Annotated in this window: 42 protein-coding genes and 1 pseudogene; 37 read left to right on the forward strand and 6 right to left on the reverse strand. The window is 56.3% G+C overall.

Translation table 11 applies throughout. The annotated features are described in order from the left end of the window. Window positions 1-428: pseudogene (locus G5358_RS11415) on the reverse strand (2,3-bisphosphoglycerate-independent phosphoglycerate mutase); the annotation flags it as partial. 246 nt (window positions 429-674) lie between these two features. On the opposite strand from G5358_RS11415, the gene G5358_RS11420 reads away from it, so the two are divergent. From G5358_RS11420 to gpsA, 3 genes are read left to right on the forward strand one after another with little or no spacing between them, the layout of a single operon-like run. Further along, window positions 675-1,106 (forward strand): rhodanese-like domain-containing protein, encoded by a 432-nt coding sequence (locus tag G5358_RS11420; protein WP_005340640.1) that lies wholly within the window; start codon window positions 675-677, stop codon window positions 1,104-1,106. Between the two features lie 50 nt (window positions 1,107-1,156). Continuing rightward, entirely contained in the window at window positions 1,157-1,627 is a 471-nt protein-coding gene (secB, locus tag G5358_RS11425) for a protein-export chaperone SecB (protein WP_005340639.1), read from the forward strand. A 2-nt stretch (window positions 1,628-1,629) separates the two neighbouring features. Then, a complete protein-coding gene (gene gpsA / locus G5358_RS11430; protein WP_058058785.1) occupies window positions 1,630-2,634 on the forward strand; it encodes an NAD(P)H-dependent glycerol-3-phosphate dehydrogenase in 1,005 nt (334 codons plus the stop codon). Between the two features lie 69 nt (window positions 2,635-2,703). Here the strand turns inward: gpsA and nfuA are convergent, their stop codons facing one another. Both nfuA and G5358_RS11440 read right to left on the reverse strand, forming a co-directional pair. Further along, window positions 2,704-3,282 (reverse strand): Fe-S biogenesis protein NfuA, encoded by a 579-nt coding sequence (nfuA, locus tag G5358_RS11435; RefSeq protein WP_005340636.1) that lies wholly within the window; start codon window positions 3,280-3,282, stop codon window positions 2,704-2,706. Window positions 3,283-3,362: 80 nt separating this feature from the next. Next, complete coding sequence (locus G5358_RS11440) at window positions 3,363-4,091, reverse strand: ComF family protein (RefSeq protein WP_421276607.1); 729 nt, start codon at window positions 4,089-4,091, stop codon at window positions 3,363-3,365. 38 nt (window positions 4,092-4,129) lie between these two features. Between G5358_RS11440 and bioH the strand changes: the two genes are divergently transcribed. The 4 genes from bioH to G5358_RS11460 all read left to right on the forward strand — a co-directional run bounded on the left by bioH (window position 4,130) and on the right by G5358_RS11460 (window position 6,332). Next, entirely contained in the window at window positions 4,130-4,894 is a 765-nt protein-coding gene (gene bioH / locus G5358_RS11445; protein ID WP_128815117.1) for a pimeloyl-ACP methyl ester esterase BioH, read from the forward strand. Window positions 4,895-4,965: 71 nt separating this feature from the next. After that, entirely contained in the window at window positions 4,966-5,199 is a 234-nt protein-coding gene (locus tag G5358_RS11450) for a flagellar basal body rod C-terminal domain-containing protein (RefSeq protein WP_005342675.1), read from the forward strand. 1 nt (window position 5,200) lies between these two features. Continuing rightward, the gene (locus tag G5358_RS11455) at window positions 5,201-5,968 is read left to right on the forward strand and encodes a putative metalloprotease CJM1_0395 family protein (RefSeq protein ID WP_227341578.1); all 768 of its coding nucleotides are present in this window, start codon (window positions 5,201-5,203) and stop codon (window positions 5,966-5,968) included. A gap of 85 nt (window positions 5,969-6,053) precedes the next feature. Next, on the forward strand, window positions 6,054-6,332 hold the full coding sequence (locus G5358_RS11460; protein WP_042059175.1) for a hypothetical protein: 279 nt from the start codon (window positions 6,054-6,056) through the stop codon (window positions 6,330-6,332). 70 nt (window positions 6,333-6,402) lie between these two features. Here G5358_RS11460 and G5358_RS11465 read toward each other — a convergent pair whose 3' ends face one another. Further along, complete coding sequence (locus tag G5358_RS11465; RefSeq protein WP_374885142.1) at window positions 6,403-8,712, reverse strand: Tex family protein; 2,310 nt, start codon at window positions 8,710-8,712, stop codon at window positions 6,403-6,405. Window positions 8,713-8,913: 201 nt separating this feature from the next. Next, complete coding sequence (gene greB / locus G5358_RS11470) at window positions 8,914-9,387, reverse strand: transcription elongation factor GreB (RefSeq protein WP_005355349.1); 474 nt, start codon at window positions 9,385-9,387, stop codon at window positions 8,914-8,916. A gap of 247 nt (window positions 9,388-9,634) precedes the next feature. On the opposite strand from greB, the gene ompR reads away from it, so the two are divergent. Both ompR and envZ read left to right on the forward strand, forming a co-directional pair. Further along, complete coding sequence (gene ompR, locus G5358_RS11475; protein WP_005340625.1) at window positions 9,635-10,357, forward strand: two-component system response regulator OmpR; 723 nt, start codon at window positions 9,635-9,637, stop codon at window positions 10,355-10,357. Further along, window positions 10,354-11,664, forward strand: a complete 1,311-nt coding sequence (envZ, locus tag G5358_RS11480; RefSeq protein WP_201906141.1) for a two-component system sensor histidine kinase EnvZ — start codon at window positions 10,354-10,356, stop codon at window positions 11,662-11,664. The genes ompR and envZ overlap by 4 nt, the downstream gene beginning before the upstream one ends. Window positions 11,665-11,701: 37 nt before the next feature. Here the strand turns inward: envZ and G5358_RS11485 are convergent, their stop codons facing one another. Continuing rightward, window positions 11,702-12,616 carry a DMT family transporter gene (locus G5358_RS11485; protein WP_100644842.1) on the reverse strand — a complete coding sequence of 305 codons (915 nt, stop codon included), beginning with the start codon at window positions 12,614-12,616 and terminating at the stop codon, window positions 11,702-11,704. Between the two features lie 356 nt (window positions 12,617-12,972). Here G5358_RS11485 and rpsJ point away from each other — a divergent pair, with 356 nt between their 5' ends. The 28 genes from rpsJ to rplQ all read left to right on the forward strand — a co-directional run bounded on the left by rpsJ (window position 12,973) and on the right by rplQ (window position 26,596). After that, window positions 12,973-13,284 carry a 30S ribosomal protein S10 gene (rpsJ, locus tag G5358_RS11490; RefSeq protein ID WP_005307944.1) on the forward strand — a complete coding sequence of 104 codons (312 nt, stop codon included), beginning with the start codon at window positions 12,973-12,975 and terminating at the stop codon, window positions 13,282-13,284. A gap of 22 nt (window positions 13,285-13,306) precedes the next feature. Next, window positions 13,307-13,939, forward strand: a complete 633-nt coding sequence (rplC, locus tag G5358_RS11495) for a 50S ribosomal protein L3 (RefSeq protein WP_005340620.1) — start codon at window positions 13,307-13,309, stop codon at window positions 13,937-13,939. A gap of 17 nt (window positions 13,940-13,956) precedes the next feature. Beyond that, window positions 13,957-14,562: a 50S ribosomal protein L4 gene (gene rplD, locus G5358_RS11500; RefSeq protein WP_005340616.1), complete on the forward strand. Its 606-nt coding sequence runs from the start codon at window positions 13,957-13,959 to the stop codon at window positions 14,560-14,562. Next, entirely contained in the window at window positions 14,559-14,861 is a 303-nt protein-coding gene (gene rplW / locus G5358_RS11505) for a 50S ribosomal protein L23 (protein WP_005307955.1), read from the forward strand. The genes rplD and rplW overlap by 4 nt, the downstream gene beginning before the upstream one ends. A 15-nt stretch (window positions 14,862-14,876) precedes the next feature. After that, on the forward strand, window positions 14,877-15,698 hold the full coding sequence (gene rplB, locus G5358_RS11510) for a 50S ribosomal protein L2 (protein ID WP_005340614.1): 822 nt from the start codon (window positions 14,877-14,879) through the stop codon (window positions 15,696-15,698). 22 nt (window positions 15,699-15,720) lie between these two features. Beyond that, entirely contained in the window at window positions 15,721-15,999 is a 279-nt protein-coding gene (rpsS, locus tag G5358_RS11515; protein ID WP_005307960.1) for a 30S ribosomal protein S19, read from the forward strand. A gap of 10 nt (window positions 16,000-16,009) precedes the next feature. Continuing rightward, window positions 16,010-16,354: a 50S ribosomal protein L22 gene (gene rplV, locus G5358_RS11520; RefSeq protein ID WP_005319741.1), complete on the forward strand. Its 345-nt coding sequence runs from the start codon at window positions 16,010-16,012 to the stop codon at window positions 16,352-16,354. 3 nt (window positions 16,355-16,357) lie between these two features. After that, the gene (gene rpsC, locus G5358_RS11525) at window positions 16,358-17,071 is read left to right on the forward strand and encodes a 30S ribosomal protein S3 (protein WP_005307962.1); all 714 of its coding nucleotides are present in this window, start codon (window positions 16,358-16,360) and stop codon (window positions 17,069-17,071) included. Window positions 17,072-17,084: 13 nt separating this feature from the next. Beyond that, window positions 17,085-17,498: a 50S ribosomal protein L16 gene (gene rplP / locus G5358_RS11530; RefSeq protein ID WP_005340612.1), complete on the forward strand. Its 414-nt coding sequence runs from the start codon at window positions 17,085-17,087 to the stop codon at window positions 17,496-17,498. Further along, window positions 17,498-17,689, forward strand: a complete 192-nt coding sequence (gene rpmC, locus G5358_RS11535) for a 50S ribosomal protein L29 (RefSeq protein WP_005307965.1) — start codon at window positions 17,498-17,500, stop codon at window positions 17,687-17,689. Before rplP ends, rpmC begins: the two co-directional genes overlap by 1 nt. Next, entirely contained in the window at window positions 17,689-17,937 is a 249-nt protein-coding gene (rpsQ, locus tag G5358_RS11540; protein WP_005307966.1) for a 30S ribosomal protein S17, read from the forward strand. The genes rpmC and rpsQ overlap by 1 nt, the downstream gene beginning before the upstream one ends. 147 nt (window positions 17,938-18,084) lie before the next feature. Then, entirely contained in the window at window positions 18,085-18,453 is a 369-nt protein-coding gene (rplN, locus tag G5358_RS11545) for a 50S ribosomal protein L14 (RefSeq protein WP_005307975.1), read from the forward strand. Between the two features lie 11 nt (window positions 18,454-18,464). After that, window positions 18,465-18,782 carry a 50S ribosomal protein L24 gene (gene rplX, locus G5358_RS11550; protein WP_005307977.1) on the forward strand — a complete coding sequence of 106 codons (318 nt, stop codon included), beginning with the start codon at window positions 18,465-18,467 and terminating at the stop codon, window positions 18,780-18,782. 13 nt (window positions 18,783-18,795) lie between these two features. After that, on the forward strand, window positions 18,796-19,335 hold the full coding sequence (gene rplE, locus G5358_RS11555) for a 50S ribosomal protein L5 (RefSeq protein ID WP_005331162.1): 540 nt from the start codon (window positions 18,796-18,798) through the stop codon (window positions 19,333-19,335). 10 nt (window positions 19,336-19,345) lie between these two features. Beyond that, window positions 19,346-19,651, forward strand: coding sequence for a 30S ribosomal protein S14 (gene rpsN / locus G5358_RS11560; protein WP_005340609.1), 306 nt, complete (start codon window positions 19,346-19,348; stop codon window positions 19,649-19,651). A 21-nt stretch (window positions 19,652-19,672) separates the two neighbouring features. After that, window positions 19,673-20,065: a 30S ribosomal protein S8 gene (gene rpsH, locus G5358_RS11565; protein WP_005307980.1), complete on the forward strand. Its 393-nt coding sequence runs from the start codon at window positions 19,673-19,675 to the stop codon at window positions 20,063-20,065. Window positions 20,066-20,078: 13 nt separating this feature from the next. Continuing rightward, entirely contained in the window at window positions 20,079-20,612 is a 534-nt protein-coding gene (rplF, locus tag G5358_RS11570) for a 50S ribosomal protein L6 (RefSeq protein WP_005340607.1), read from the forward strand. A 9-nt stretch (window positions 20,613-20,621) separates the two neighbouring features. Then, on the forward strand, window positions 20,622-20,975 hold the full coding sequence (gene rplR, locus G5358_RS11575) for a 50S ribosomal protein L18 (RefSeq protein ID WP_005340606.1): 354 nt from the start codon (window positions 20,622-20,624) through the stop codon (window positions 20,973-20,975). Between the two features lie 14 nt (window positions 20,976-20,989). Beyond that, window positions 20,990-21,490: a 30S ribosomal protein S5 gene (rpsE, locus tag G5358_RS11580; protein ID WP_005342686.1), complete on the forward strand. Its 501-nt coding sequence runs from the start codon at window positions 20,990-20,992 to the stop codon at window positions 21,488-21,490. Between the two features lie 6 nt (window positions 21,491-21,496). After that, window positions 21,497-21,676 (forward strand): 50S ribosomal protein L30, encoded by a 180-nt coding sequence (gene rpmD, locus G5358_RS11585; RefSeq protein WP_005307985.1) that lies wholly within the window; start codon window positions 21,497-21,499, stop codon window positions 21,674-21,676. Between the two features lie 2 nt (window positions 21,677-21,678). After that, complete coding sequence (gene rplO / locus G5358_RS11590; RefSeq protein ID WP_005342691.1) at window positions 21,679-22,116, forward strand: 50S ribosomal protein L15; 438 nt, start codon at window positions 21,679-21,681, stop codon at window positions 22,114-22,116. 8 nt (window positions 22,117-22,124) lie between these two features. Next, on the forward strand, window positions 22,125-23,453 hold the full coding sequence (gene secY / locus G5358_RS11595) for a preprotein translocase subunit SecY (protein WP_005307989.1): 1,329 nt from the start codon (window positions 22,125-22,127) through the stop codon (window positions 23,451-23,453). Between the two features lie 27 nt (window positions 23,454-23,480). Next, entirely contained in the window at window positions 23,481-23,594 is a 114-nt protein-coding gene (gene rpmJ / locus G5358_RS11600; protein WP_005319705.1) for a 50S ribosomal protein L36, read from the forward strand. Window positions 23,595-23,733: 139 nt separating this feature from the next. Further along, window positions 23,734-24,090, forward strand: a complete 357-nt coding sequence (gene rpsM / locus G5358_RS11605; protein WP_005307991.1) for a 30S ribosomal protein S13 — start codon at window positions 23,734-23,736, stop codon at window positions 24,088-24,090. Between the two features lie 14 nt (window positions 24,091-24,104). Next, window positions 24,105-24,494: a 30S ribosomal protein S11 gene (gene rpsK / locus G5358_RS11610; protein WP_005307993.1), complete on the forward strand. Its 390-nt coding sequence runs from the start codon at window positions 24,105-24,107 to the stop codon at window positions 24,492-24,494. A gap of 39 nt (window positions 24,495-24,533) precedes the next feature. Beyond that, the gene (gene rpsD, locus G5358_RS11615) at window positions 24,534-25,154 is read left to right on the forward strand and encodes a 30S ribosomal protein S4 (RefSeq protein ID WP_005342696.1); all 621 of its coding nucleotides are present in this window, start codon (window positions 24,534-24,536) and stop codon (window positions 25,152-25,154) included. 25 nt (window positions 25,155-25,179) lie between these two features. Continuing rightward, complete coding sequence (locus tag G5358_RS11620) at window positions 25,180-26,169, forward strand: DNA-directed RNA polymerase subunit alpha (RefSeq protein WP_005307997.1); 990 nt, start codon at window positions 25,180-25,182, stop codon at window positions 26,167-26,169. A gap of 43 nt (window positions 26,170-26,212) precedes the next feature. Then, the gene (gene rplQ / locus G5358_RS11625; protein WP_005307999.1) at window positions 26,213-26,596 is read left to right on the forward strand and encodes a 50S ribosomal protein L17; all 384 of its coding nucleotides are present in this window, start codon (window positions 26,213-26,215) and stop codon (window positions 26,594-26,596) included. Window positions 26,597-26,731 lie beyond the last annotated feature (135 nt).

Here is a 26,731-nt window from a genome sequence, read left to right on the forward strand (position 1 = left end):
GCGCCACGCTTGGCAGCCATTTCGATCATGCCCATGATGTGCTCTTCGTGGCTGTGTACGCCACCCGGGGACATCAGGCCCATGATGTGAACGGCTTTGCCGTTGGTCACGGCAGCGTCAACAGCCTTGGCCAGCTCGACGTTCTGGAAGAATTCGCCGTCCTGGATGTCTTTGGAGATGCGGGTCAGCTCCTGATAGACGATGCGACCGGCACCGATGTTGACGTGGCCTACTTCGGAGTTGCCCATCTGGCCATCCGGCAGACCGACGTCCAGACCGGAGCCGGAGATCAGGGTGCTGGTGTAGTCACGGGCCAGACGATCGAGGTTGGGAGTCTTGGCGGCAGCGACGGCGTTGTGCTCTTGCTTGGTGCTGTAGCCCCAACCGTCCATGATGACCAGAACCAAAGGTTTCTTAGCTGTTGACATAAGACTATGTCCTCTCGGATTGGAAAAAATGCGGGAAATGAAACTAGCGTAATATTACTACATCTGCCGAAATAGTCACCTGATAGCCAAGGGGCGCTCCCGTGGCCCCGCAAGTCACGCTCTTCCTGCCATGCTCGCAGCCCAATGATGATGGGAGCCTGCTCGCGCTTTGCCGCCAAGATGGCTGATCTTATCAATACCCCCATGTATACTCGGGCCCTTGTCTTGGTCCCTGGATAGTAGAAGATGCAAGAGTATTTGGATTTTGCGGCCCGTAACCCGCTGCTGACCGCAGCCTGGTTGGGTCTGGCTGGCACCCTGGTTTACACCACTGTGCGTGCCCGTTTGTCCCCGGTAAAAACCGTCAACAATCACACCGCGACCCTGCTGATCAACCGCGAGAATGCCACCGTGGTGGATATTCGCAGTCAGGAAGAGTACGCCAAGGGCCATCTGGCCGGTGCCCAGCACCTGCCGCTGACCCAGATCCAGAGCAATAATCTGGGCCCGGTTGAAAAGCATAAAGATGCCCCCATCATAGTGGTGTGCGAGTCGGGAATGACTGCGGGCGGCGCGGGCCGTCAGCTGAGCAAAGCTGGCTTCAAGCAGGTTTACGTGCTCGGCGGTGGCATGGCCCAATGGCGTGCAGAAAATCTGCCGGTAACCAAGAAACGCTGATTTAAGCAGGGCCTGAGCCCACTTATCCATATAACAAGGAATCAAACGAAATGGCTGACGAGATCAACAACCAGGAAGTACAACCGGAATTCCACATCCAGCGTGTTTACACCAAGGATGTCTCTTTCGAAGCGCCGAACACCCCGCACATCTTCCAGAAAGAGTGGCAACCGGACGTCAAGCTGGATATGGATACCAAGACCAACATCCTGGCTGAGAACGTCTACGAGGTTGTCCTGACCCTGACCGTAACTTGCAAACTGGAAACCGAAACCGCCTTCCTGTGCGAAGTACAGCAAGCTGGTATCTTCACCATCGGTAACCTGCCGGAGCCGCAACTGGCTCACTGCCTGGCTGCCTTCTGCCCGAACATCCTGTTCCCGTATGCCCGCGAAGCCGTGGCCAACATGGTGAGCAAGGGGTCCTTCCCGCAGCTGAACCTGGCACCGGTCAACTTCGATGCCCTGTTTGCCCAGCACATGGCGCAAGCACAGGCCCAGCAGGCGACTGCGGAAGCCTGATAATGGCTGACCAGATCGCTATCTCGGTCTTGGGGGCGGGGTCTTATGGCTCCGCCCTTGCCATTTCTCTGGCGCGCAACGGTCATCCGACCCTGCTGTGGGGTCACGACCCTGCTCATGTCGCCGAGCTGGAGCAAGACCGCTGCAACAAGGCATTTTTGCCTGATGTCCCTTTTCCTGTTGATTTGCAGCTAACTGCGGATCTGCAACGTGCGGTACAAGCGGCTCCCGTGCTGCTGCTGGTCGTGCCAAGCCATGTATTTGGCGATGTGCTGACCCGGATCAAACCCTTCCTGCGTCCCGATACCCGTATCGCCTGGGCCACCAAGGGTCTGGAGCCGGACAGTGGCCGTCTGCTGCAGGACGTGGCCCGTGAAGTGCTGGGTGACGAGATACCGCTGGCGGTGATCTCCGGCCCCACCTTCGCCAAGGAGCTGGCTGCCGGTCTGCCGACCGCCATCTCGGTCGCCTCGACTCACGACGAGTTTGCCGACGATCTCTCCCACCTGCTGCACTGTGGCCGCTCATTCCGGGTCTATACCAATCCGGATTTCGTCGGTCTGCAGCTGGGTGGGGCGGTGAAGAACGTCATCGCCATCGGTGCCGGTCTCTCCGACGGGCTCGGGTTTGGCGCCAATGCCAGAACCGCGCTCATCACCCGGGGTCTGGTGGAGATGCAGCGTCTGGGGGCGGCGCTGGGTGCCGATGCCAAAACCTTTATGGGGATGGCGGGGCTCGGGGATCTGGTGCTCACCTGTACCGACAACCAGTCGCGCAACCGTCGCTTCGGGCTGGCCCTCGGGGCTGGCAAGGATGTGAACACAGCCATGACCGAGATCGGTCAGGTGGTGGAGGGGTATCGCAACACCAAAGAGGTGCATCTGCTGGCGGCCCGCTGCGGCGTCGAGATGCCCATCTGCGAGCAGATCTTCAAGGTGCTCTACGAGGGTAAGAACCCGAAAGAGGCGGCCATCGCCCTGCTGTCGCGAGACAAGAAGGACGAGTAATCTGCCGATTGCCCATGCAAAAGGCCCTGCCAGATGGCGGGGCCTTTTCTTTGCTGCAAGGGCTGCAAATCAGTAGTAGGAGTGGTCGCCGCGCTGGTGCTCGGTGGCGTCTTTCACGCCGTTGAGCTCACCCGGGAACTTCTCCAGCAGCTGCTTCTCGATCCCCTCTTTAAGGGTGTAATCGACCATGGAGCAACCGTTGCAACCACCGCCAAACTGCAGGATGGCCAGTTTGTCTTCAGTCAGCTCGACCAGGGTGACCTTGCCACCGTGACCGGCCAGCATGGGGTTTACTTCGGACATCAACACGTACTCGATACGCTCGATCAGCGGCGCGTCATCGGCCACTTTACGCATCTTGGCGTTCGGTGCTTTCAGGGTGAGCTGGGAGCCCATCTGATCGGTCACGAAGTCGATGGTGGCATCCACCAGGAAGGGGGCGCTCAGGGGATCGACCATGCAGTCGAAGCCGCTGAAGGGCAGGTGTTGATCTTCCGGGTCCACGGCATCGGGTGGGCAATACGATACGCCACACTCGGCATTCTGGGTTCCCGGATTGACCACAAACACCCGGATATTGGTGCCATCAGGCTGTTTTTCCAGCAGTTTACGGAAATGGGCCTGGGCGGCGTCGGAAATGCTGATCATCACTATCCTCATAAACCTGAGTGTACGACTAGGGTATTCATGATAACGCGGTTAGCAAGGCTTGGGTAGCATGCCGATGGCTACTTGAGATGCCTCTGGGTGCGGCAGATGGCCCAGACCTCCACCTTTGTGACTCCGCTCTCATGAAGCAGGCGGGTGAGCTGGCCGGCGGTGGCGCCTGTGGTCACGACGTCATCGAGCAGAGCGATATGGCGATAGTGGTGTGGCGCAATGTGAAATGCGCCGCGCAGATTGCGCCGTCTCTGCCCTGCGCTGAGCTTGGTCTGCTGTGGAGTCGCTCTGATCCTGCGTAGCAGCCGGTTATCGCAAGGAATTCCGGTTAGCTGGCTCAGGTGACTGGCGATCTCCTCCGCCTGATTGAACCCGCGCCGCCACTGCCGCCACCAGTGCAGGGGAACCGGAATGATCGCCTCCGGCGGCTCGCGGCCATCCAGATGATCGGCCAAGAGGCGTGCCAGTAGCGGCGCCAGCAGGATCTGGCCGGAATATTTGAGCCGGGGGATCAGCATGGGGTAGGGAGCCTGGTAGTCGCCGATCACCTGCAACCGCTCCCAAGGGGGAGGTCTGCGCTGGCAGCGGCCGCAGACCGGTATGCTCTCTTCTATATAGTCAGCCAGCGGTGCGGCGCAGAGGCGGCATCTCGGCTGTGACTGGTGCAGCGCCTGCCGACACCAGCTGCAGAGCAGGGGCTCGTTGTCGCAAGGTTGATGACAGAGGAGGCAACTCCCTTGCCAGTCACCGTGGCTGCCGAGCAGCGGGCTTGCTTTAGCGAGCAGTCGCTTTAACATGCTGACCCCAAGAGCATGAACAGGGATCTTGAGTCTAGATGAGCATATCGGTAGAGCAGTTTGGCCAGGGGCCCGATCTGGTGCTGTTGCACGGTTGGGGGATGAACGGTGCGGTCTGGCATGGCATTGCCCAACTGTTGGCGCCCCACTATCGGGTTCATCTGGTAGATTTGCCCGGTTTTGGCAACAGCCTGCTGGCAGACGAGGTGGATTACAGCCTGCCCTGGCTTGCCGAGCAGGTGGCCGCCATCTTGCCGCAGAAGTGTCATCTGCTTGGCTGGTCGCTCGGCGGTCTGGTGGCAAGCCAGTTGGCGCTGACTCATCCCGATCGGTTGCACTCCCTGATCACGGTAGCCAGCTCTCCCTGCTTTATGGCGCGGGACGAGTGGCCCGGAATTGCCCCCAAGGTACTGACCGGCTTCAACCAGATGTTGGCGGGGGATTTTCGCCAGACCATAGAGCGCTTTCTGGCGATCCAGGCAATGGGCAGCGAACATGCCCGGGACGATATCCGTCAGTTGCGCCACTGGCTGGCCGAGCGCCCGGCGCCCCAGTTTGCCGCACTTGAGGCCGGGCTGACGCTGTTGGCCGACATTGACCTGCGCGAACCGCTGCGGGAGCTGGATCTGCCCTGGTTGCGGATCTATGGCCGACTGGATTCATTGGTGCCCAAAGCGGCCATTCCCCTGCTGGATGATCTCTACCCTGCCAGCCGTAGCGTGACCCTCAATAAGGCCTCACACGCACCTTTTATCTCCCACCCTGACGAATTCATTGAAATCGTTCGAGATTTTGTTGGCTAAAAAACAGCCGGCAAGCTTCATTAATCCTCTGGTCTGGCGGATAATTAAGCTGTGACCAGAGGAGTAACACCATGCGTATTGATTCTGCTTTCAACAGCGGGGTACAGGGATTTCAGCGAGCCGAGCAGATTGCCGACAAGGCATCCAATCAGATCGCCCGCCTCAACACCCCCAGCGGGGATCAGGTGCAAGTGACCGATGAGCTTGTCAATCTCAAGGTGGCCGAGCAGCAGGCTGGCGCTTCCGCCAAGGTAGTGCAGACCGCCAGCGAGATGATGGGAACCCTGATCGACATCCGGGTGTGAGATGAACATCAATGTCAGTCTGCCTCCCCTTATCCCGACACAGCTGCAACCCCAGGTGGAAGCAGCGAGGACGGATAATCGCCGGGCAGAACTGATCCCGCAGGCCCGAGCGGGCCAAGCCTCCGTTGCCGAATCCGAAGTCGGCTCCCAGAAAGAGAAATCCAAAGCCGCTCAGGCCTCCAGCAATCAGACCTCCCAGAACAGCCGTGAAACCGGACAATTAGCGCCGACGACACTGCCAGACAATCGCTTTGTTGAGGCCACCGGTGAGGATGGGCAGCGCAAGCAGCAAGATCCCAAACAGCAGGAGCAGCAACAGCGGCAAGAGCAGCAGGTTCAGGATCTTGTCGAGCGTGACAAGGAGGTGCGTACTCACGAGCAGGCTCACCAGTCTGCGGGTGGAGAGTACGCCAGCTCGCCCACCTATCAGTTTACGCAAGGGCCGGATGGCAAGCGTTATGCTACGGGTGGCGAAGTCCAGATCGATACCAGTGTCGTACCCGGTGACCCTGCGGCTACCATCTCCAAGATGCAGCAGATCCGCTCTGCAGCGCTGGCGCCTGCCGAGCCTTCCGCGCAGGATTTGGCCGTTGCACGCAGCGCCGCCGCGAGTGAAGCCAAGGCGCGCAAAGAGCTGATGGCCGAGCAGAGCGCGAAATCGGGCGGTGTGCTGAGTGCCTATATGGACAAGCGCAACAGCGTCATCGCGAGCCACTATCAACAGGCTGTCAGCCCAGCCTCTACCCAGTCCCTCAGTCTGCATATCTGAATCACCCTCGCCAAACTTTCAGCTGCTTTGCCTGTTTTGCAACTAACCTGAAGATCAGGCCCATTCCAATTTCACAGGAGCTGTCATGCATTTCGATGAAGTCAAAGCGGAAGATTTCACCACCTTCTCCCGTGTACCGCCCCCCCACCTGCAGATGGAGCAGTTTCTGATGCAGCTCGGAGGAGGGGGAACTGAAGGAACCCATTTCAAGAAGAAAGTGATGCTGGCGGCTGGCTGGAGCCACACCGGCGTCGTCTCTTACGGCAAGTATCCGCAAGAGGCCTGCAAGGCATTCAACCGACTGCGGGAGGTGCTGGCCCAGCATGGAGAGCCCGAGAGCATTCTTGCTGCCCTGGCGCAGTAATCCTGAGCTTCGCGTGTAAAAAAGCCCCTTGTGGGGCTTTTTGCATTCAGAGGACTTCTGGAAGGTTTCGCTACTTTTTCGCTTTGGAGAGCGCTGCCGCGAAGGCGTTGCCCATGGCACCACCCATAGGGGGGCTTTGGCGCGGCTCATTTCTTGGTTTGGTGTTGCCAGCACAGCTGTTGCGCGCTTCAGCCGGCTTGCGGGCGGGCTGCCCTGCCTTTTCGTCGAGGCGCATGGTCAGGCTGATCCGCTTGCGCGGGGCGTCCACCTCCAGCACCTTGACCCGCACAATGTCGCCGGCCTTGACCACCTCACGGGGATCCTTGACGAAACGGTCGGTCAGGGAGGAGATGTGCACCAGCCCGTCCTGATGAACACCGATATCGACGAAGGCGCCGAAGTTGGTGACGTTGGTGACCACCCCTTCCAGCACCATCTCGGGCACCAGGTCGCTGATCTGCTCCACCCCTTCCTTGAAGGTCGCTGTTTTGAACTCGGGGCGCGGGTCGCGGCCCGGCTTGTCCAGCTCGCCGATGATGTCGGTGATGGTGGGCACGCCGAATTGCTCATCGGTGTAATCGGCCGGTTTCAGGCTGCGCAGCAGGCTGCTGTTGCCGAGCAGGCTCTCCACGGTCTGCTCCAGCTTGGCGAGGATCCGCTCCACGACCGGATAGGACTCGGGGTGTACAGCCGAGCTGTCGAGGGGATTGCTGCCGCCGCGAATGCGCAGGAAGCCGGCGCACTGTTCGAAGGCTTTTGGGCCGAGTCGGCTCACTTTCAGCAATTGCTGACGGCTCTTGAATGCGCCGTGCTCATCCCGGTAGGCGACGATGTTCTGGGCCAGCGTCTGGGAGAGGCCGGAAACCCGGTTGAGCAGGGCGACCGAGGCGGTATTCACATCCACACCGACCGCGTTCACGCAATCCTCGACCACGGCATCCAGCCGGCGGGCCAGCTGGCTCTGGCCGACGTCGTGCTGATACTGGCCCACCCCGATACTCTTGGGATCGATCTTGACCAGCTCGGCCAGCGGGTCTTGCAGGCGGCGGGCGATGGAGACGGCGCCACGGATCGAGACGTCGAGATCCGGGAACTCCTGAGAGGCAAGCTCGGAGGCGGAGTAGACAGAGGCCCCCGCTTCGCTCACCACTATCTTCTGCGCCTTGGCGGCGGGGTAGCGCTCGAACAGGTCGCTGACCAGCCGGTCGGTCTCCCGCGAAGCGGTACCGTTGCCGATGCTGATGAGCTCGACCTTGTGTTTCTGGCACAGCTCGCTCAGGGTCTTGAGGCTCTGATCAATCTGGCGTTTTGGTTCGAACGGATAGATGGTGGCGTGATCGACCAGTTTGCCGGTGGCATCCACCACGGCAACCTTGACCCCGGTGCGGATGCCCGGATCCAGCCCCATGGTGCAGCGCATGCCCGCTGGGGCCGCCATCAGCAGATCCTTGAGGTTCATGGCGAACACCTTGATCGCCTCCTCCTCTGCCGACTCGCGGATGCGACCGATCAGCTCGGTCTCCATTTGAAGCGACAACTTGATCTTCCAGGTCCAGCTCACTACCCCCTGCAGCCATTTGTCGGCCGGGCGGTTCTGCAGATTGAGCTTGAGGTGGTGGGCAATGATCCCTTCGCAGGGGCTGGCACTCTCGTCGTCACCGGTGACCAGCGCCAGATTGAGGATCCCCTCATTGCGGCCGCGCAGCATGGCCAGCACCCGGTGGGAGGGGGCCTTGTGCAGGGGTTCGTCGTGTTCGAAATAGTCCTTGAACTTGGCCCCTTCCTGCTCCTTGCCTGCCACCACGCGGGCGCGCAGGGTGGCATTTTGCCACAGGTAGTCGCGCAGCTTCTCCAGCAGGTCGGCCTGCTCGGCGAAGCGCTCCATCAGAATATAGCGGGCGCCGTCGAGGGCAGCCTTGCTGTCGGCAATGCCCTGTTCGGGATTGAGGAAGGTGGCTGCAGCTTGCTCGGGATCCTGCATCGGGTCGCTGAGCAGCAGGTTGGCCAGCGGCTCCAACCCGGCTTCGATCGCCATCTGCCCCTTGGTGCGGCGTTTGGGCTTGTAGGGGAGGTAGAGATCTTCCAGCCGGGTCTTGCTGTCGGCACCATTCAATTCGCGCATCAGCTCGGGGGTCAGCTTGCCCTGCTCTTCGATGGAGCGAATGATCACCTGACGGCGATCTTCCAGTTCACGCAGATAGCCGAGGCGGCTCTCTAGGGTGCGCAACTGGCTATCGTCCAGACCGCCGGTCACCTCTTTACGGTAACGGGCGATAAAGGGCACGGTCGAGCCTTCATCCAGCAGGCGCACTGCGGCCTGCACCTGCTCCGGGCGAGCATTGAGCTCACCGGCAATCTGTCTCTCTATGGTTTGCATCATGATGTTGTTGAGGGCCTCTGTGGTCGAGTCCGCGCCATCAGGCGCCAAGTGTGAGCACTATATGGGGTCGTGTTGCGGGATGCCACCCTGCGCCGGGGTCTGCACCCGTCAGACTGATAAGTCGCAGGGGAGAGCGCATATCTTGCCATTGCACCTGTGACTCAGGATGTGCCTGTGGCAAGCAGCTCACCAGTAGTCCGGCTATTTGGGGTAGCTGATCTCGTTGATATACCAGCAGACGTCACCAACTGGCGTACGGACGATGGCTTCATCACCGACCTCTTTCTTGAGCAGGGCGCGGGCCATGGGGGAGTCGATGGAGATGTAATCCTTGCGCTCGAAGATCTCGTCATAGCCGACGATGCGAAAGCGCTTGGTCTCGCCCTCTTCGTTTTCCACCTCGACCCAGGCACCGAAGAAGACTTTGCCCTCCTGCGCGGGGGCATAGTCGACGATCCCCAGCTCTTCGAGACATTTGCGCAGGTAACGCACCCGCCGATCGATCTCCCGCAGTCGCTTCTTGTTGTACTGGTAGTCGGCATTTTCGCTGCGATCCCCCAGGCTGGCGGCCCATGCCACCTTCCTGGTGACCTCGGGGCGCTCCTGACGCCAGAGGAAATCGAGCTCTTCTTTCAGCTTGTTGTAGCCTTCGCGGGTGATCAGCTTTGTCTTCATGGTGATGCGGACCTGGTCAAAGAGGGGTAATCATCGCTAACTGCTCGGGAATATTAGCTTTTGTCCTCCTTCTGTCGAGAGAAATTGCGCCAGCTTGGCGGGAGACATTCAGCGGTACTGGTCTGGAGGAGGGCTTGACGGCCGTCACGCTCTGATCATGGGTAATAACCGGTAACATATTTATGCTTTTCTCCCGCGATATCCCCCCCTAGTATGGTGGGCAGCTAAAGAATGAAGAGGCAAAGCAATGAGTCAGCAGCAATACAAGGTCCTGGTCGTGGACGATGACCTGAAATTACGTTCCCTGTTGGAGCGCTATCTCACCGAGCAGGGATTCGTAGTGCGCGGCGTGGCCAATGGCGAGCAGGCCGATCGCTTGCTGACTCGTGAAAATTTCAGCCTGATGGTGCTCGACCTGATGTTGCCGGGGGAGGATGGGCTCTCCATCTGCCGTCGTCTGCGGGAAGCGGGCAACCAGATCCCGGTGCTGATGCTCACCGCCAAGGGGGATGAAGTGGATCGCATCGTCGGGCTCGAGATGGGGGCTGATGACTATCTGCCCAAGCCGTTTAACCCCCGCGAACTGCTGGCGCGGATCCGTGCCGTGCTGCGCCGCCATACCGTCGAGCTGCCGGGGGCTCCCTCTGCTGCAGAAAAGGTGGTCAACTTCGGAGCTTTTCAACTCAATCTCGCGACCCGCGAGCTGAGTCGGGATGGCGAGCCGATGGCGCTCACCAGCGGTGAATTTGCGGTGCTCAAGGTGCTGGTCAGCCATCCGCGCGAGCCGCTCTCCCGCGACAAGCTGATGAATCTGGCCCGTGGTCGTGAATACACCGCCACCGAGCGCAGCATCGACGTGCAGGTCTCTCGCCTGCGCCGCCTGCTGGAACAGGATCCGGCCCAGCCCCGCTACCTGCAGACCGTGTGGGGTCTGGGGTATGTGTTCGTGCCAGATGGTGACGGTGCATGAAAAAGGTCGGCAGCATGTTTTCCCGCATGCTCTGGTTTCTGGCCGCCGTCCTGGTGGTCTATCAAGCGGTCTCCTACGTCACCTTCTACAACTATCTGCTGGCGCCAACCGTCAAGCAGATCAGTCACTTGCTGGCCAATCAGGTCAAGCTGATCTTTCCGGTCAACACTGAACAACTGGCGCTGAGCGAAGATGCCGAGGCGCTGGTCTATGTGACAACCGGTACCGACATCTATACCCAGAGCGAGGCGGTGCAACATGGCTTCAACGATGCCAAGCCATACCCCTATCTGGAGGAAAACATCAGTCGCGAGCTGGGTGGCCCGGCCAAGGTGCGGGTCGAGATCCAGGATCACTACATCATCTGGATCCAGCCGCCGCAGGCCAGCAAAATCTGGGTGCGGATCCCGCTGACCGAGATTGAAGATGACGATATCGAACCGCTCATCATCTATCTGAGCGTGCTGCTGGTGATCACTCTGTTTGCGGCCTGGCGCTTTGCCCGGCAGCTGGTGCGCCCGCTCGAGGATCTCGAAGCTGGCGCTGTTGCGGTGGCCAGAGGCCATTTCCCCGAGGCGCTGGGGGAGCTGGGTTCACGGGAAGTAAGGCGACTGACCCGCACCTTCAACCATATGTCGCACTCCATCAAGAGCCTGATCGAAGAGCGTAACCTGATGATGGCGGGGGTTTCCCACGATCTGCGTACCCCGCTGACCCGCATCCGGCTGGCGACCGAGATGATGTCCTCCGGTGACGAGTACCTCAAGGAGAGCATCAATGCCGATATCGATGAGTCCAATGCCATCATCGATCAGTTCATCGACTACATCCGCCCGGACGAGGGGCAGGATTTGGAGCCGATCGACCTGACCCAGCTGGTGCACGATACCTTGCTGATCTACTCGGAGCAGGGGCTGGAGGTTGATCTGGCGCTGCCGCAAGAGGCGGTGCGGGTGGCCTGCAATCCGGTTAGTATCCGGCGGGTGTTGAACAACCTATCAAGCAACTCGCAGCGTTATGGGGCGAGCCGCTTGTATGCCGAGTTGAAGGACGACGGGCACTGGGTGCGCCTGCGCCTATCCGATGATGGCCCCGGTATTCCGGAGCAGGACTACTCCCGGGTGCTCAAGCCGTTTACTCAGGGGAATGTGGCGCGAACTGTTGGCGGCAGTGGCTTGGGGTTGGCCATCGTGGCCAAGATAGTCGCCCAGCACCACGGCACTATCCGGCTGGGAAGCTCGGATCTCGGCGGCCTGCTGGTCGAGATACGGCTGCCGAAACATCAGCCACAGGAGTGGATGGATTGAGAGAAGGGCGTATCCGTGGATACGCCCTTCTGCATGGTCAGCTCTTGGTTTCGACTGATGCACGATAGCGTTTACCGTACTTGAGCTGCTGGATCAGCAGGGCGGCAACGATGAGCGCCAACCCGATGGGGGTGGCCGGATGGATGGTTTCGCCGATCAACAGGTTGAGCAGCACCAGTGAGGCAAACGGCGAGATAAAGATGAGGTTGCTGATGGGGGCCGTGTTGGTGGCATGGCGCAGCGCCATCAGCCAGAGCACGAAACCGAAGCCCATTTCGAACAGTCCCACATAGATGGCACCAGCCCATCCCTGCCAGGCGGTCATGGCAAAATCGGAGAGCAACCAGGTCGCCACGACGATAAAAGGCAGGCTGATCATAAAGCCGAGCAACAGGCTGACAATGGGATCGCCCTGATTGCGGGTGTTGAGGATCCAGTAGCTGGCCCAGATGAGGGTCGAGACCAGCGCCAGCGTCACGCCGAGGGGGCTGTCGAACTGGAGGCCGAATACATCCCCTCTGGTGGCGATCACCAGCGCGCCAAAATACCCCAGCACGATAGCGACGCCATCACGCCGACGCAGCTTCTGGCCGAGGAAGGGGACGGCCAGCAGACTGAGGGTAATGGCCCAGGTGTAGTTGAGGGTCTGTGCCTGCTGGGCAGGCAGCAGATCATAGGCTTTGAACAGCAACAGGTAATAGAGAAAGGGATTCAGCACGCCCAGAGTCAGGTAGTAGAAAGGGCGGGCCTTGATGTAGCTCCTCAGCAGCGGCAATTTGCCCTGTTTGGCGACGACGGCTGTCAGCGTGAGAGTCGAGGTGAAGGCGGCCACAAGCAACAGTTGCACAGGTTCGAAATAGGCGAGGGAGATTTTGAAGGCTGTGGCGACCGTCGACCAGAGGGCAACGGCGCAAAGGCCATACTGATAGGCTTTCTTTTGATCTTTGAGCATGGGATGTTGTTCCACTGACAGAGGCAAGCACACAGTCTACCAGTCTGCTTGTAACATTGTCGTTACTTGGGTGTTGGCAGCAGAGTGCGTTGCCGCAGGCGAGATCCATCTGTCACATAAAACTGCGCATAATCTGTTCGCTCGCCCTTGCGCAAATTTGAAAAATCCGTATAATCCCCTCCGCTTACCCATGAGGTAAGCCAGACGATATGTCTGCTGCTGAGTTTCCTGTTTACAGGAGCCAGCCATACAGTCCTCCCGATATGGGGGGAAACGTGAAAAATCACACCTCTGGCGGGAGAAATCTCGGTCGGGCGGTGTTGATTTATGTTCTTTTATCTATTGGAGCTCTGTCAATGCAGAACCAAAGAATCCGTATCCGCCTGAAGGCTTTTGATCATCGCCTGATTGATCAATCCACTGCGGAAATCGTTGAAACTGCTAAGCGCACTGGCGCGCAGGTTCGCGGTCCTATTCCGCTGCCGACTCGCAAAGAGCGCTTCACCGTCCTGATCTCCCCGCACGTCAACAAAGATGCGCGTGATCAGTACGAGATCCGCACTCACAAGCGTCTGGTAGACATCGTTGAGCCGACTGACAAGACCGTAGACGCCCTGATGCGTCTGGATCTGGCAGCTGGTGTAGACGTCCAGATCAGCCTGGGTTAATTACGGAAAGAGGTTGATAACAATGACAATCGGTCTTGTAGGTCGCAAAGTGGGTATGACTCGCATCTTCACTGAAGATGGCGTTTCTATCCCGGTGACTGTTATCGAAGTTGAAGCTAACCGTGTAACTCAGGTCAAATCTGTAGAAACCGACGGCTACAACGCTATTCAGGTTACCACTGGCGCCAAAAAAGCCAGCCGTGTGACCAAGCCGGAAGCTGGCCACTTCGCCAAAGCTGGTGTAGAAGCCGGTCGCGGTCTGTGGGAATTCCGCCTGAACAACGGTGAAACTTTCACTGTTGGTAGCGAGCTGAAAGTAGATCTTCTCGCTGACGTTAAGCTGGTAGACGTTACCGGCACATCCAAAGGTAAGGGCTTTGCTGGTACTGTTAAGCGCCACAACTTCCGCACCCAGGATATGACCCACGGTAACTCCTTGTCTCACCGCGTTCCGGGTTCTATCGGTCAGAACCAGACTCCGGGTCGTGTATTCAAGGGCAAAAAGATGGCTGGTCACATGGGTGCTGAGCGTGTAACGACTCAGAACCTGGAACTGGTTCGTGTTGACGCTGAACGCAACCTGCTGCTCATCAAAGGTGCAGTACCGGGTGCAACCAACGGCAACGTGATCGTCAAACCTGCCGTCAAAGCGTAACGTCTGAGGAGATAGTAATGGAATTGGTAATGAAAGACGCCAAGAGCGCTCTTGAAGTTTCCGAGACTACCTTCGGGCGCGAATTCAACGAAGCTCTGGTTCACCAGGTCGTCGTTGCATATGCCGCTGGTGCCCGTCAGGGTACTCGTGCGCAGCTGACTCGCTCTGAAGTGTCTGGTGGCGGCAAAAAGCCGTGGCGTCAGAAGGGTACTGGTCGTGCCCGTGCTGGCTCCATCCGTTCGCCCATCTGGCGTTCCGGTGGTGTGACTTTTGCTGCTAAGCCGCAAGATCACAGCCAGAAAGTAAACAAGAAGATGTACCGCGGCGCTATCCGTAGCATTCTGTCCGAGCTGGTACGTCAAGAGCGCCTGATCGTTGTTGAGAAGTTCGGCATCGAAGCTCCGAAGACCAAAGAACTGATCGCCAAGCTGAAAGAAATGGAACTGACTGACGTTCTGATCGTGACTGCTGAAGTCGATGAGAACCTGTTCCTGGCTGCTCGCAACCTGTACAAAGTTGACGTGCGTGACGTTGCCGGTATCGACCCGGTCAGCCTGATCGCTTTCGACAAGGTTCTGATGACTGCTGACGCAGTTAAGCAAATCGAGGAGATGCTGGCATGATCCGTGAAGAGCGTCTGCTGAAAGTTCTGAAGGCTCCGCACATCTCTGAAAAGAGCACCATGGTTGCAGAAAAGCAGAACACTATCGTGTTCAAAGTTGCTGTTGATGCTACCAAGGCGGAAGTCAAAGCTGCAGTTGCGAAACTGTTCGAGGTCGAAGTTGAGACCGTCCGTACCCTGAACATGAAGGGTAAGACCAAGCGCGCAGGTGCACGCGTAGGCCGTCGTTCCGATTGGAAAAAGGCTTATGTGACCCTGAAAGCTGGTCAGGACATCGACTTCATGGGCGCAGCCGAGTAAGAGGAGTTCTCAAAAATGGCAATCGTTAAGTGCAAGCCTACTTCTCCGGGCCGCCGCCACGTCGTCAAGATCGTCAATCAAGAGCTGTACAAGGGCAAGCCCTTCGCCGCTCTGCTGGACAGCAAAAGCAAGTCCGGTGGTCGTAACAACAACGGCCGTATCACTACCCGTCATATCGGTGGTGGTCACAAGCAGCACTACCGTATCGTCGACTTCAAGCGCGACAAAGACGGTATCCCGGCTAAAGTAGAGCGCCTGGAATACGATCCGAACCGTACCGCTAACATCGCTCTGGTGTTGTATGCAGACGGTGAGCGTCGTTACATCCTGGCTCCGAAAGGCCTGAAAGCTGGTGACGCGATCGCTTCTGGTGCTGATGCAGCCATCAAGGTAGGTAACGCCCTGCCGATGCGCAACATCCCGGTTGGTTCTACCGTTCACGCTGTAGAGATGAAGCCTGGTAAAGGTGCACAGCTGGCTCGTTCCGCTGGTACTTTCATCCAGATCCTGGCTCGTGAAGGTAACTATGTAACTCTGCGTCTGCGTTCCGGCGAAGTACGTAAAGTTCTGGCCGAGTGCCGCGCTACCATCGGTGAAGTCGGTAACTCCGAGCACATGTTGCGTCAACTGGGTAAAGCCGGTGCAAACCGCTGGCGTGGTATTCGTCCGACCGTTCGCGGTATGGCGATGAACCCGGTTGACCACCCGCACGGTGGTGGTGAGGGTCGTAACAAGGGCATGCAGCCTGTGTCCCCATGGGGCCAGAAGGCTAAAGGCTTCAAGACCCGTAAGAACAAGCGTACCGACAAGTACATCGTACGTCGTCGTAACAAGTAATTGTTAACATAGAGGAATCACCATGCCACGTTCTCTCAAGAAGGGTCCATTTATTGACCTGCACTTGCTGAAGAAGGTAGAGAAAGCGGTGGAAAGCGGGGATAAAAAGCCGGTTAAAACCTGGTCCCGTCGTTCAATGATCATCCCGAACATGATCGGTTTGACCATCGCTGTCCATAATGGTCGTCAGCACGTTCCGGTTTTCGTTACCGAAGAAATGATCGGTCACAAACTGGGTGAATTCGCACCGACTCGTACTTATCGCGGCCATGCTGCTGATAAGAAGGCTAAGAAGCGCTAAGGGATAAATGATGGAAGCTATCGCTAAACACCGTTATGCCCGTACTTCTGCCCAGAAAGCTCGTCTGGTAGCCGATCAAGTACGTGGTCTGTCCGTAGACAAGGCTCTGAATATCCTGACCTTCAGCCCGAAAAAGGCTGCAGTGCTGGTTAAGAAAGTGCTGGAATCTGCCATTGCAAACGCTGAGCACAACGAAGGCGCCGATATCGACGCGCTGCGTGTTGCTACTATCATGGTCGACGAAGGTCCCTCCATGAAGCGCATCCGTCCGCGTGCCAAAGGTCGTGCGGATCGTATCCTCAAGCGTACCGCTCACATCACTGTAGTGGTATCCGACGCTAAGGCTGGGAGATAAGCAATGGGTCAGAAAGTACATCCTAATGGCATTCGCCTGGGTATTACCAAGCCTTGGAATTCTACCTGGTTCGCGAACACCAAAGACTTCGCTGACAACCTGTACAGCGATTTTCAAGTACGCCAGTTCCTGACCAAGGAACTGAAAAACGCGTCCTTGTCCAAGATCACCATTGAGCGTCCGGCCAAGAGCATCCGTGTGACCATTCACACCGCTCGTCCGGGTGTTGTAATCGGTAAGAAAGGCGAAGACGTTGAGAAGCTGCGCAAAGCTGTAGCCACTATTGCTGGCGTGCCTGCTCAGATCAACATTTCCGAAGTCCGCAAGCCGGAGCTGGATGGCAAACTCGTTGCCGACAGCATCACTTCCCAGCTGGAGCGTCGTGTAATGTTCCGTCGTGCTATGAAGCGCGCCGTACAGAACGCAATGCGCCTGGGTGCCAAGGGCATCAAAGTGGAAGTTTCCGGTCGTCTGGGCGGCGCTGAAATCGCGCGTACCGAATGGTACCGTGAAGGTCGTGTGCCGTTGCACACCCTGCGTGCCGACATCGACTACGCAACTTCTGAAGCCCACACCACTTACGGTGTGATCGGCGTTAAAGTTTGGATCTTCAAGGGCGAAGTTCTGGGCGGTCTGGCTGCTGTTAACGCTGCCGCTGCTCAAGAGCAAGCTCCTGCAAAGCCCAAGCGTGACAACAAGCGCCGCGCTGCTAAGTAAGGAGATTCGGTAAATGTTGCAACCTAAGCGTACTAAATTCCGCAAGACCCACAAGGGTCGTAACCGCGGTCTGGCCACCTCTGGTAACGAAGTATCCTTCGGTACCTTTGGCCTGAAGGCGACATCCCGTGGTCAACTGACTGCTCGTCAAATCGAAGCAGCCCGTCGTGCCATGACCCGTCACGTTAAGCGTCAAGGTAAGATCTGGATCCGTGTGTTCCCGGACAAGCCCATCACCGAAAAGCCCCTCGAAGTTCGTATGGGTAAAGGTAAGGGTAACGTGGAATACTGGGTTTGCCCGATCCAGCCTGGCAAGGTTCTGTACGAGATGGACGGTGTACCTGAGGCTCTGGCGCGTGAAGCGTTTGCCCTGGCCGCAGCTAAGCTGTCTGTTCAGACCACTTTCGTAATTAAGACGGTGATGTGATGAAAGCCCAAGATCTGCGTCAAAAGAGCGTCGAAGAACTGAACCAGGAGCTGCTGGGCCTGCTGCGTGAGCAATTCAACATGCGCATGCAAGCGTCCACCGGCCAGCTGGCTCAGACTCACACTCTGAAACAAGTGCGTCGTGACGTCGCACGTATCAAGACTGTACTGACTGAGAAGGCAGGTGCGTAATGACTGACAAGATCCGTACTCTGCAAGGTCGTGTAATAAGCGACAAGATGGACAAGTCCATCACTGTTGCTATCGAGCGCAAGGTAAAGCACCCGATCTACGGTAAGATCATCAAGCGCACTACCAAGCTGCACGTACATGACGAAAACAACGAGTGCAAAGCTGGCGACCTCGTGGAAATCCGCGAATGCCGCCCGCTGTCCAAGACCAAGTCCTGGACCCTGGTTGCCGTTGTAGAAAAGGCCTAATCGGTACTTTGTAGTCCAAGCGGCCCCTTTCAGGGGCCGTTTGTTTTTTAGGCTACCTTTTCTGAAAATCCTGTGTTATAGTTTCGCGCCTTTTGAAGGCAGCCAGATCCCATTAGGGATAAGAAGTAAACAAAGCGGAGCACTAAGATGATCCAGATGCAAAGTATGCTGGGTGTTGCCGACAACTCCGGCGCTCGCAGTGTAATGTGTATTAAGGTTCTGGGTGGCTCGCACCGCCGTTACGCCGGCATCGGCGACATCATCAAGGTTTCCATCAAGGAAGCCATTCCTCGCGGTAAAGTGAAGAAAGGTGATGTGTATAACGCGGTGGTCGTACGCACCCGTAAAGGCGTTCGTCGTCCGGACGGCTCTGTCATCCGTTTCGACAACAATGCGGCTGTGTTGCTTAACAACAACCAACAGCCAATCGGTACTCGTATTTTTGGCCCGGTGACCCGTGAACTGCGTAATGAGAAGTTCATGAAGATTGTGTCCCTGGCACCCGAAGTACTGTAAGGAGTCGAACGATGGCAGCTAAAATCCGTCGCGAAGACGAAGTGATTGTTCTTACCGGCAAAGACAAGGGCAAGCGTGGCAAAGTCACTCAAGTCCTGATTGCAAAAGGTAAGGTAATCGTGGAAGGCATCAACCAGGTGAAGAAACACCAGAAGCCGGTACCCGCACTGGGTCAGGCTGGCGGTATCGTCACCAAAGAAGCCCCCATCGATGTATCAAACGTAGCGCTGTTCAACTCTGCCACTGGCAAAGCTGACCGCGTTGGTTTCCGGATTGAAGACGGCAAAAAAGTCCGTTTCTTCAAATCCACCGGCGAACTTGTGAAGTAATTGGAGTTTAACGATGGCGAAACTGCATGATTACTACAAATCCGATGTAGTAAATGAACTGTCCAAGCAGTTCGGTTACAAGACTATCATGCAAGTCCCTCGGATCGAGAAAATCACCCTGAACATGGGTGTTGGTGAAGCGATCTCTGACAAGAAATTGCTGGAAAATGCTGCTGCCGATATGGCTGCCATTTCCGGTCAGAAGCCGCTGATCACCAAAGCTCGCAAATCTGTTGCGGGCTTCAAGATTCGTGAAGGCTACCCGATAGGTTGTAAAGTAACCCTGCGTGGCGAGCGTATGTGGGAGTTCCTGGAACGGCTGATCTGCATCTCCGTACCGCGTATCCGTGACTTCCGTGGCCTGAACGCTAAAGCGTTCGACGGTCGTGGTAACTACTCCATGGGCGTGCGTGAGCAGATCATCTTCCCGGAAATCGACTATGACAAAGTCGATCGCGTCCGTGGTCTGGATATCACCATCACCACTTCCGCGAATACCGATGAAGAAGGCCGTGCTCTGCTGGCTGCCTTTAACTTCCCATTCCGCAAGTAAGGTTAGGGTTATGGCTAAAACATCCATGAAAGCGCGCGAAGCAAAGCGTGCCAAGCTGGTAGCCAAGTACGCGACCAAGCGTGCCGAGCTGAAAGCTATCATCGTTGACATGAACGCTTCTGAAGAAGCGCGTTGGGATGCTGTACTGCAACTGCAACAGCTGCCCCGTGATTCCAGTCCGTCCCGCCAGCGTAACCGTTGCAATATTACTGGTCGTCCGCACGGTTTCCTGCGCAAGTTTGGCCTGTCTCGCATCAAGGTGCGTGAGCATGCCATGAAGGGCGAAATTCCGGGCCTGAAGAAGGCTTCTTGGTAACGAATCTCGGGAGTTAGACTTATGAGCATGCAAGATCCGATCGCGGATATGCTGACCCGCATCCGTAACGGTCAGGCGGCGAGCAAAGTTGCGGTTTCCATGCCTTCTTCCAAGCTGAAAGTGGCTATCGCCAAAGTGCTGAAAGAAGAAGGTTACATCGCTGGCTACTCCGTAGCTGGTGACGTGAAGCCGGAACTGGAAATTGAACTGAAATATTTCCAGGGCAAGCCAGTTGTAGAACTGATCCAACGCGTAAGCCGTCCAGGCCTGCGTATTTACAAGCGCACTACTGATCTGCCGAAAGTTATGGGCGGTCTCGGTGTTGCTATCGTGTCCACGTCTAAAGGTGTGATGACTGACCGTGCTGCTCGCAAAGCAAGCATGGGCGGTGAGATCATCTGCTACGTCGCTTAATAGGAGGTAGGAAATGTCTCGTGTTGCTAAGGCACCCGTCACTATTCCTGCTGGCGTAGAGGTGACTCTGAACGGCCAGGAACTGACCATCAAAGGTGGTAAAGGTTCTCTGGTTCGCTCTATTCACGCCGGTGTAGAAGTGACCAAAGAAGACAATGTACTGAAGTTCGCCCCGCGCGGCAGCATCGCTGGTGCTGACGCTCAGGCCGGTACTGCCCGTGCATTGGTCAACAACATGGTAATCGGTGTTACCCAAGGCTTCGAGCGCAAGCTGCAGCTGGTTGGTGTAGGTTATAAAGCCTCCATCAAGGGCAATGCTGTTGCGCTGGCTCTGGGCTTCTCTCACCCGGTAGAGCATGCGCTGCCGGCTGGTGTGACCGCTGAGTGCCCGACTGCCACAGAAATCGTTCTGCGTGGTGTCGACAAGCAGCTGGTTGGCCAAGTCGCCGCCGATATCCGTGCTTACCGCGCTCCGGAGCCCTACAAGGGCAAGGGTGTACGCTATGCCAACGAGCAAGTGCGTACTAAAGAAGCTAAGAAGAAGTAAGGTAACACTATGGACAAGAAAGCAGCTCGTCTCCGTCGTGCTACTCGTGCTCGGAAAAAGATGCAGGAACTGGGAGCTACCCGTCTGGTTGTTCACCGTACCCCGCGTCATATCTATGCGCAGGTTATTGCAGCCAACGGTTCCGAAGTTCTGGCCTCTGCTTCCACAGTAGAGAAAGCCATCAGTGAAGCTCTGAAATACACCGGTAACGCAGATGCGGCTACCGCTGTAGGTAAAGCTATCGCTGAGCGTGCTATTGCCAAAGGCGTTCAGAACGTATCTTTCGATCGTTCCGGTTTCAAGTATCACGGTCGCATCGCTGCCCTGGCAGCTGCCGCACGTGACGCTGGTCTTCAGTTCTAAGCTAGGAGTCGAAGATGGCTAAAGTCGAATCTCAAGCCGGCGAACTGCAAGAAAAGCTCATTGCAGTAAACCGTGTTTCGAAAACTGTTAAAGGTGGTCGTATCATGTCCTTCACCGCGTTGACCGTGGTGGGTGATGGTAACGGCCGTGTAGGTTACGGTTACGGTAAAGCCCGTGAAGTTCCGGCTGCTATTCAAAAAGCAATGGAACAGGCCAAGCGTAACCTGAACAAGGTTGAACTGAACAACGGCACCCTGCACCACCCGGTGAAAGGTGTTCACTCCGGTTCCACCGTGTTCATGAAGCCGGCCTCTCAAGGTACTGGTATCATCGCAGGCGGCGCCATGCGTGCCGTTCTGGAAGTTGCTGGTATCCACAACGTGCTGGCTAAGACCTACGGTTCCACCAACCCAATCAACGTTGTTCGCGCAACTGTAGACGCTCTGGTTCACGGTCAGTCACCGGAACAGATCGCTGCCAAGCGTGGTCTGCGCGTTGAAGAAATTCTGGGGTAATGCGACATGGCTAACACTGTAAAAGTAACTCAAACTCGCAGCTCTATCGGCCGTCTGCCAAAGCACAAGGCGACTCTGCGTGGTCTGGGTCTGCGTCGCATTGGTCACACCGTTGAGCTGGAAGATACTCCTTGCGTACGCGGTATGATCAACCAGGTTTATTACATGGTTAAGGTGGAGGGCTAAGCATGCGTCTGAATACTCTGTCTCCGGCCGCTGGTTCCAAGCGCGTTAAGCACCGTCCGGGCCGTGGTATCGGTTCTGGTCTGGGCAAGACCGGTGGTCGTGGTGTTAAAGGTCAAACCTCTCGTTCCGGTGGCGGTAAAGTCCGCAACGGTTTCGAAGGCGGCCAGATGCCTTTGAAAATCCGTCTGCCGAAGTTCGGTTTCTTCTCTCGCAAATCTTTGGTATCTGCCGAAGTGCGCCTGAACGAAATCGCCCTGGTAGAAGGTGATGTAGTCGACGTGAGCACTCTGAAGCAAGCCGGCGTTCTGACCAAGAACATCGTGTTCGCTAAAGTTGTTCTGTCTGGCAACATTGACCGTGCTGTGACCGTTCGTGGTCTGTCCGTCACCAAAGGTGCACGTGCAGCCATCGAGGCCGCTGGCGGTAAAATCGAGGAATAATCAGTACAATGGCTAAGAAACCAGGATTGGATGTTAAAGCACAGGGTGGTCTGAGTGAACTGAAGAGCCGTCTGCTCTTCGTTCTCGGGGCGATTATCGTTTTCCGTGCAGGCTCTTATGTGCCGATTCCTGGTATTGACGCCGCCGTACTGGCCGAGTTGTTCCAGCAACAGAAGGGCACCATCATTGAGATGTTCAACATGTTCAGTGGTGGTGCACTATCGCGTGCTTCTATTCTTGCGTTGGGGATCATGCCGTACATTTCGGCGTCGATCATTATCCAGCTGCTGACAGTGGTTCATCCTGCTCTTGCTGAACTCAAGAAAGAGGGTGAATCCGGCCGTCGCAAGATTAGCCAATATACCCGTTGGGGCACGCTGGTTTTGGGAACTTTCCAGGCCATTGGTATTGCAACCGGTCTGCCGAATATGATGCAAGGACTCGTGACTCATCCGGGTTTGGGCTTCTATTTCACAGCGGTTGTGAGTCTGGTCACCGGTACCATGTTCTTGATGTGGTTGGGTGAGCAGATTACCGAGCGTGGGATTGGTAATGGTATCTCGTTGATTATTTTCACAGGTATCGTTGCTGGTCTGCCGCATGCCATTGGCGCTACGGCCGAACAGGCACGTCAAGGGGAATTGCACATCCTGCTGTTGTTGTTGCTGGGCTTGATTGTTTTCGCAGTGACTTACTTTGTGGTGTTCGTGGAGCGTGGTCAGCGTCGTATTGTCGTTAACTATGCCAAGCGTCAACAAGGCCGCCAGGTATTTGCCGCGCAAAGCACACACCTGCCGTTGAAAGTGAATATGGCTGGTGTGATTCCTGCGATTTTCGCATCCAGCATCATCCTCTTCCCGGGGACCATTACCTCCTGGTTTGGTCAGGGTGAGGGTAAAGTCGCTGATATCCTGCAACAGGTCTCTATGGTCCTGCAGCCGGGTCAGCCGCTTTACGAGATGCTGTATGCAGCAGCCATTATCTTTTTCTGTTTCTTCTATACCGCGCTGGTGTTCAACCCCCGCGAGACAGCAGATAACCTGAAGAAGAGTGGAGCCTTTATCCCGGGGATCCGCCCGGGCGAGCAGACAGCACGTTATATCGATAAGGTTATGACTCGCCTGACATTGGCAGGTGCGCTCTATATAACCTTTATCTGTCTGGTACCCCAGTTCCTGATGACTGCCTGGAACGTACAGTTCTACTTCGGTGGCACTTCGCTGCTGATTATTGTGGTGGTTATCATGGACTTCATGGCTCAGGTACAAACCCATATGATGTCTCATCAATATGGTGACGTCCTGAGGAAGGCCAACCTGAAGGGCTACGGCCGCTAAAGGTCGGCGTAGTTACGGAGTTAAGCAATGAAAGTTCGTGCTTCCGTTAAGGCAATCTGCCGTAACTGCAAAATCATCAAGCGTCACGGTGTGGTGCGTGTGATTTGCAGCGAGCCAAAGCATAAACAGCGCCAAGGCTAATTTTTTACGGTTAGTACTTGCAACAAATAGTTGTGCTGGCTAATATAGCCAGCCAACTTTTGTTGTGTATTGGTTGACCGCCACGTATCCGCTCACGGGCTTTGTGGTGGTCGTAATCTACTATATGTAGGAGTGAATAGTGGCCCGTATCGCTGGCATTAACATTCCTGACCATAAGCATGCAGTCATTGCTTTGACTGCGATTTATGGCGTCGGTCGTACCCGCTCCAAGGCCATTTGTGCCGCAGCCGGTATCGCTGAGAATGTGAAAATTAAAGACCTGGACGAAGCTCAGATCGAGAGTCTGCGTGAACAAGTAGGTAAATTCACCGTTGAAGGTGACCTGCGTCGTCAGATTTCCATGAACATCAAGCGATTGATGGATCTGGGTTGCTACCGTGGTTTGCGTCACCGTCGTAGCCTGCCTGTTCGTGGTCAACGTACCAAGACCAACGCTCGTACCCGTAAGGGTCCGCGCAAGGCTATCAAGAAGTAACGGGAAGGTAGAAAATGGCTAAAACTCCGACTCGTGCTCGCAAGCGCGTTAAAAAGCAAGTGAGCGACGGTATTGCGCACGTTCATGCATCTTTCAACAACACAATCGTGACCATTACTGACCGTCAGGGCAATGCTCTGTCTTGGGCTACTTCTGGTGGTTCCGGTTTCCGTGGTTCTCGTAAGTCCACCCCGTTCGCTGCTCAGGTAGCTGCCGAGCGCGCTGGTGAGATGGCCAAAGAATATGGCGTCAAGAACCTGGAAGTCATGGTCAAAGGTCCGGGTCCCGGTCGTGAGTCTTCCATCCGCGCCCTGAACGCGGCTGGTTTCCGCATCACTAACATTACTGATGTGACTCCGATCCCGCACAACGGTTGTCGTCCTCCCAAGAAGCGCCGCGTGTAACGCTGTAGCTACTTGGTCTAGGATTGTTGGAGAAAGAAGATGGCAAGATATATCGGTCCTAAGCTTAAGCTTAGCCGTCGTGAGGGCACAGACCTCTTCCTGAAGTCTGGTGTTCGTGCGATTGATTCTAAGTGCAAGATTGACACCGCTCCTGGTCAGCACGGCGCTCGCAAGCCCCGTCTGTCCGATTACGGTGTGCAACTGCGCGAGAAACAAAAAGTTCGTCGTATCTACGGCGTATTGGAAAAACAGTTCCGCAACTACTACCGCGACGCTGCCCGTCAAAAGGGTAACACCGGTGAAAACCTGTTGCAGCTGCTGGAAGGTCGTCTGGACAACGTCGTATACCGCATGGGCTTCGGTGCTACCCGCGCTGAATCTCGTCAGCTGGTGAGCCACAAGGCCATCATGGTAAACGGCCGCGTTGTGAACATTCCTTCTTTCCAGGTTTCCCCTGAGGACGTGATCTGCGTTCGTGAGAAGGCTAAGAAGCAAGCGCGTATCAAAGCTGCCCTTGAGGTTGCTGGTCAGCGCGAGAAGCCGACTTGGGTAGAGGTTGATGCCGCTAAAATGGAAGGTGCCTTCAAGCGCCTGCCAGAGCGTTCCGACCTGTCTGCCGACATTAACGAACAGCTGATCGTCGAGCTTTACTCCAAGTAAAGCTAGCTTCTAAAGAGAGGACACAATGCTGGGTTCTGTAACAGATTTTCTTAAACCGCGGCTAGTTGACATCGAGCAAGTTAGCCCGACTCATGCGAAAGTGACTCTTGAGCCACTCGAGCGTGGCTTTGGTCACACGCTGGGCAACGCCCTGCGTCGTATTTTGCTGTCTTCTATGCCCGGTTGTGCAGTTACTGAAGTCGAAATTGACGGGGTACTGCATGAGTACAGCAGCAAAGAAGGTGTACAGGAAGACATTCTTGAAATCCTGCTCAACCTGAAAGGTATCGCTGTGAAGCTGGAAGGCAAGGACGAGGTAACTCTGTCCCTGACCAAGTCTGGAACAGGCCCCGTTACCGCAGGTGATATCACTCACGGTGATGAAGTCGAGATCGTAAACCCGGAGCACGTAATCTGCCACCTGACTGGTGCCAATGCTGAAATCAGCATGCGCTTGAAAGTTCAGCGCGGTCGTGGTTATGTGCCTGCTTCTGCTCGTGTTCACAACGATGACGAAGAGCGTCCTATCGGTCGCCTGCTGCTGGACTCCGCGTTCAGCCCCATCGTTCGTATTGCCTACAATGTTGAGGCAGCACGTGTGGAACAGCGTACCGACTTGGACAAGCTGGTCATCGACATGGAGACCAATGGTACCCTGGATCCTGAGGAAGCTATCCGTCGTTCTGCCACTATTCTGGCTGAGCAACTGGAAGCCTTCGTGGATCTGCGCGATGTCAGCGTGCCCGAGAAGAAAGAAGAGAAACCCGAGTTTGATCCGATTCTGCTGCGTCCTGTCGATGATTTGGAGCTGACAGTTCGTTCTGCGAACTGTCTGAAGGCAGAAGCTATCCACTATATTGGTGATCTGGTACAGCGTACCGAAGTTGAGTTGCTTAAGACTCCTAACCTCGGTAAGAAGTCCCTGACTGAGATCAAGGACGTGTTGGCCTCCCGTGGTCTGTCTCTTGGCATGCGCCTTGAGAACTGGCCGCCCGCCAGCATCGCTGACGAGTAATCCAGATTACGGGTTTCACAGATTTAGTTAGAAGGATAAGGTCATGCGCCATCGTTTGAGTGGTCGTCAACTGAACCGGAACAGCAGCCATCGTCAGGCTATGTTCCGCAACATGGCCAGCTCCCTGGTTCGTCATGAGATCATCAAGACGACTCTGCCTAAGGCAAAAGAGCTGCGTCGTGTAGTTGAACCGCTGATCACCCTTGCCAAGACTGATAGCGTTGCTAATCGTCGTCTGGCATTTGCCCGCACTCGCGACAACGCGATCGTGGCTAAGCTGTTCAATGAACTGGGCCCGCGCTACCTGGAGCGCGCCGGCGGTTATACTCGCATTCTGAAATGCGGTTTCCGTGCTGGCGACAACGCCCCTATGGCTTATATTGAGCTGGTAGACCGCCCGGCCGCTGCTGAAGCAGCTGCTGAGTGATAAAGAAAAAGCCGGGCTTGTCCCGGCTTTTCTTTTAATCCATTCTGATACTGCCTCAACTGCCTCAACTGCCTCAACTGCCTCAACTGCCTCAACTGCCTCAACTGCCTCAACTGCCTCAACTGCCTCAACTGC

Source organism: Aeromonas sp. 604176, assembly GCF_049170755.1.
Taxonomy (GTDB): Bacteria; Pseudomonadota; Gammaproteobacteria; order Enterobacterales; family Aeromonadaceae; genus Aeromonas; species Aeromonas veronii_A.